This window comes from Acidobacteriota bacterium, from assembly GCA_034211275.1.
Classification (GTDB): Bacteria; Acidobacteriota; Thermoanaerobaculia; order Multivoradales; family JAHZIX01; genus JAGQSE01.
This window is the reverse complement of sequence record JAXHTF010000311.1, coordinates 1-4,251: the sequence shown is the minus strand read 5'-3', so window position 1 is coordinate 4,251 and position 4,251 is coordinate 1. Positions and strand designations below refer to the sequence as shown.

Sequence of the window (4,251 nt, the reverse complement as noted above, 5' to 3'; positions counted from 1 at the left end):
GCAACCTCTTCGCCGCCCTGATGGACGCGGTGGAGCATTGCTCCCTGGGGCAGATCACCCACGCCCTCTACGAGGTGGGGGGCGAGTACCGGCGCAATCTCTGACAGTCGCTCCGGAATTCAGCAGCTTCAGGACTTGGAGTCAGCGGTGGGCCCACTCCCGGCAGGCTCGTCGAGGGCGGAGACCATCCGCGGCTGCGCCGGCGCTTCCTCCGACATCCGCAGCTCCGGCTTGCCTTCCCGGACGTGCTCATAGAAGCGCTGGGTGGGATAGGCGAGATCGATGCGCGGGCACTCGTGGAAGCGATCCAAGATCGCCTCGCAGATCGCCTGCTCCAGCGAGCGCCGGCCCCGGGGCGGGCTGAGGAAGCGCAGAGTCAGGAGCACGCCGCTGTCGGCGATCTTGGTGTAGACGATGGGGGTCAGCTGCCGGTAGTGCAGCAAATAGCGCCGTGAGGCCCGCTTGAGCTCCCGCGCCGCCTCCTCCGCCAGATGCCCCGCCTTGTCGTTGACGATCTCGGTGAGAATCTCCTTGGCCTGGCGCCAATCGCTCTCGAAGGTGACCATGATCGGCAGCTCGTGCCAGAGATAGGCGAAGCCGCGGGAGTAATTCATCATCACGCCGCTCAACACCTGGCCGTTGGGCACGTGGATGACCCGGCCGGTGCTCTGCTCCGCCGCCACCCAATTGCCCACCTCCATGAGGGTGAACTTGAACAGCCGGATGTCGATGACGTCCCCCCGCAAGCCGCCGATCTCGATGCGGTCTCCGAGCTCGAAGGGCTTGCGCACGAGGATGAACATCCAGCCGGCGAAGCCCAGCACCAGGTCCTTGAGGGCGATGGCCAGGCCCGCCGACAGCAGACCGAGGAAGGTGGAGATGGAGCGGAACTGCTCGAACCACACCAAACCCAGCAGCAGGAAGCCCAAGAGCGTCGCGCCGTAGGCCGAAAGCTTGCGCAGATGGTAATGATGGGTGGGATTGGGGTCCAGCCGCTCTACCGCCGTCACCACCAGGTGCCGGAGCAGCCAGAGCAGGGCGATAATCAGCAGAGTGAGGAGAAAGCGGGCGTGAAAATTCGGCGCCGCGGCCACCAGGGACTCGGCCCAGGCGGTGATCTCTTCGATGATTCCTGGCTTCAAGGTTTGCTCGACGGGCTGTACATCTGCTCAAACCTCAGTAGAATACTGAGCAAGCTTGGAAGATCCTAGCATCCGAAGCCGCATCAGAGATGCTCGAAAAAGGGCAGAGCGGGCAAGGTGCATGGACCTCCTGGTGAACTGGCTCCGGAGCCCCCGTGGCTGCCGCGAAAGCCGAGTGCCGGATGGAACACTGGCCGGTGGGTTGCCGAAGTGGGGCAACCTGACTTACAATAGACGACGTTAAATCGAGCCCATTTCTCGGAGGAAAATCATGAGTGAGGTCTTCGCATCGAGCAACAGCCGCCAGCTCCTTTTGGGTGCTTTGCTGGCTATCGCGATGGTCGTCGCCACCGTGCCCGCCACCGCCACGACCCTGGATGTCACCGGCGGCGCTGCCATCGACGGCAGCTTCGGTATGGCCATCAACTTCACCCCGGCATCCACGACTCGCGCTTACGTCGAAGACGCTTCTCCCAGTGGCGAGACCCACTACGTCTTCCGCTACCGCTTCGATCCCAACGAGATCATCATGGATGACAACAAGCGGTACAAGCAGTTCACTGCCTTCCGGGAGACTCCCAGCCAGTATCGCTGCATCAACGTCACCTACCGCAAGAACGGCACGGACAACTTCTTCCGCATCAAGTCCCACATGAACCCGGCCAGCGCCGAATGGCAGCGCACCGCCTGGATCACCCTGCCCGAAGGCCCCTCGGTCCTCGAGGTCGACTGGACCGCCGCTTCCGGCCCTGGCGCCGCGGACGGTGAGATGCGCGTTTGGCTCGACGGTACTCTGATCGAGACCGTCCCCAACCTGGACAACGACGAGTGCGCCATCGACTTCGTGCGGTGGGGTGCTGTCGGCGGTGTCGACCCGAACACCGACGGCGCGCAGAACTTCGATCTTTTCGAATCCTTCCGGTAAGCCCTCCGCTATCGGAAGCGCCCTCCGGGCTCAAGCTCCGCGGTGTCCCAGAACCGGTCTCGGTTCCCAAGACACCGCGGAGTTTTTCGTGCTCGCAGAGGGCCCAGGAGCTTCATTTGCCCGCCAAGCCCCGTTCCCCCAGCACGACTCCCCACAGTACCCGGTCCCGCTCCAAGAGACCCCGTAACCTCCCCCGCATTGGCTGGCGAGAATGGCTCGCCCTGCCGGCTCTCGGGATCGAGCGCATCAAGGTCAAAGTCGACACCGGAGCCCGTACTTCTTCTCTTCACGCCTGGGACATCCAACGCTTCGAGCGCGAGGGACAGTCGTGGGTGCGCTTCGAGGTGCATCCCGAGCAGCGGAGCTCCCGGCCGGTGATCGTCGAAGCGCCGCTGGTGGACGAACGCAAAGTTCGTCCGTCCACCGGCAAGGCTCGCTCCAGCTCCTCGCCCGAGCCGGCATCGGCATGCTGCGCCCCAGCCGCGGCCCGATGGTGCTGGAGGTGAACTCCTCCCCGGGCCTCGAAGGCATCGAGAAAGCCTCCAATGTCGACGTGGCGGACAAGATCATCGAATTCCTGGAGCGCAAGGCCGTTCGTGGCAAAACCCGCGACACCGTGGGCGTCTGAGCCTATCCGCATCGGCGAGAGCACGGTGGCTCCGGGCAGCTTCGCCCGCCTGGAGCTGCCCCTGGCTCGCCTCTTTACCGGCACCTGGCTGAAGCTGCCGGTGGCGGTGATTCACGGTGCCACGCCCGGTCCCCGGGTTTGGCTCGACGCCGCCATCCACGGTGACGAGCTCAACGGGGTGGAGATCATCAACCAGGTTCTCGACCACCTCGACCCGGGGACCCTCCGCGGCGCCGTGCTGGCGGTGCCGGTGGTCAACGTCTTCGGCTTTGTTCAACAGGACCGCTACCTCCCCGACCGCCGGGACCTCAACCGCTCCTTTCCCGGGTCTCCCCGCGGCTCCCTAGCCTCCCGTCTGGCCCACCTCTTCATGACCCAAGTGGTGAATCAGTGTCACTACGGCATCGACCTCCACACCGGTTCCCAGCATCGGACCAACCTGCCCCAGATCCGGGGCAACCTCGAGAACCCGGAAGTGCGCCGCCTGGCCGAAGCCTTTGGCGCTCCCCTGATCTACGACGCCGGCAGCCTCCGGGGCTCCCTCCGTGCCGCCGCCCGCAAGCAGAAGATTCCCATGGTGGTCTACGAGGCCGGTGAGCCCATGCGTTTCGACGACGACTCCATCGCGGTGGGAGTGCGCGGCGTGCTCCGCGTGCTCACCGAGCTGGACCTGTGGCCCGAGGGCGAGCATTCCAAGACCGTTTCTCCGGCTCTCGAGACCGCCAAGACTCGCTGGATCCGGGCCAGCCAAAGCGGCATCGCCTACCTCGACGTGAAGCTCGGTGAGCGCGTGCAGAAGAACCAAACCTTGGGCCACATCAGCGACCCCCTCTCCCCCACCCGCCGGCTCATCCGAGCTCCCGCCGCCGGCATGGTCATCGGCTTCACCAACAACCCCCTGGTGCACCAGGGCGACGCCTTGCTGCACCTGGCGATGACTGAATAGCGATTCCGGGCATCGGCGAGGTTCTCGAACGAAGATTCGGCGGAAAAGGGCCGCTCGCAGCGCGGCTCGACTTTTGCCACGGGCTGCTAGGAGTCGTCCTCTCCCACCTGCAGCTCCAACACCTCCAGCTGTTTGCGCAGAAGCTCCAGATCCCGAGGCCGCATCTCCGCCGGTAGCTCCAACACCGCCCGGCGGCCGGCTCCTAGGGAGATCTCGAAGCGCTGAGTAGCGGCTTCTCCACCTCTCGACTCCTGGGCTAGCCCTTCTGAATCCGCCGCTGAAGCCGGCCGGATAGATGGGTGGGTGGGGGCCGGTTCTGCAGGGGCCGCGGCTCCAGAACCAACGGAAGGGGCTTCTTCGGAGGATCCGGGGGTCGCCGTCGATGGGGTGAGCATGCGCCCTTCCGCGTCCAGTACTCCGGCATAGCGTGCCGAGCGTAGGAAGATCTCCGCTGCCCGGCCGCTGGCGGCGTCGGTGATGCCGTGGTCGCGCACCAGAACGTGGTGCAGGCGCCGAGGAACCTGCGGTTCTGCAGCATAGCGTTCGAGCACAGCCGCGAAGAGGGCGGGCTGCGCCAACGCCTCGCGCAGCGCCTGGCGGTGCTCCTCTT

Annotated in this window: 5 protein-coding genes and 1 pseudogene; 4 read left to right on the top strand and 2 right to left on the bottom strand. The window is 65.3% G+C overall.

Annotated elements, in window-relative coordinates; translation table 11 throughout:
- Positions 1-128: 128 nt before the first annotated feature.
- Positions 129-1,142, bottom strand: a complete 1,014-nt coding sequence (locus tag SX243_25325; GenBank protein ID MDY7096310.1) for a mechanosensitive ion channel — start codon at positions 1,140-1,142, stop codon at positions 129-131.
- Between the two features lie 271 nt (positions 1,143-1,413).
- Between SX243_25325 and SX243_25320 the strand changes: the two genes are divergently transcribed.
- The 4 genes and pseudogenes from SX243_25320 to SX243_25305 all read left to right on the top strand — a co-directional run bounded on the left by SX243_25320 (position 1,414) and on the right by SX243_25305 (position 3,641).
- Entirely contained in the window at positions 1,414-2,067 is a 654-nt protein-coding gene (locus tag SX243_25320; GenBank protein MDY7096309.1) for a hypothetical protein, read from the top strand.
- Positions 1,971-2,489: pseudogene (locus SX243_25315) on the top strand (RimK/LysX family protein). Before SX243_25320 ends, SX243_25315 begins: the two are co-directional and overlap by 97 nt.
- Positions 2,396-2,695 (top strand): hypothetical protein, encoded by a 300-nt coding sequence (locus tag SX243_25310; protein ID MDY7096308.1) that lies wholly within the window; start codon positions 2,396-2,398, stop codon positions 2,693-2,695. Before SX243_25315 ends, SX243_25310 begins: the two are co-directional and overlap by 94 nt.
- The gene (locus SX243_25305) at positions 2,664-3,641 is read left to right on the top strand and encodes a succinylglutamate desuccinylase/aspartoacylase family protein (GenBank protein ID MDY7096307.1); all 978 of its coding nucleotides are present in this window, start codon (positions 2,664-2,666) and stop codon (positions 3,639-3,641) included. The genes SX243_25310 and SX243_25305 overlap by 32 nt, the downstream gene beginning before the upstream one ends.
- Before the next feature lie 86 nt (positions 3,642-3,727).
- Here SX243_25305 and SX243_25300 read toward each other — a convergent pair.
- Positions 3,728-4,251, bottom strand: a 524-nt coding sequence (locus tag SX243_25300; protein MDY7096306.1) for a hypothetical protein, incomplete at its 5' end; no start/stop codon positions are given.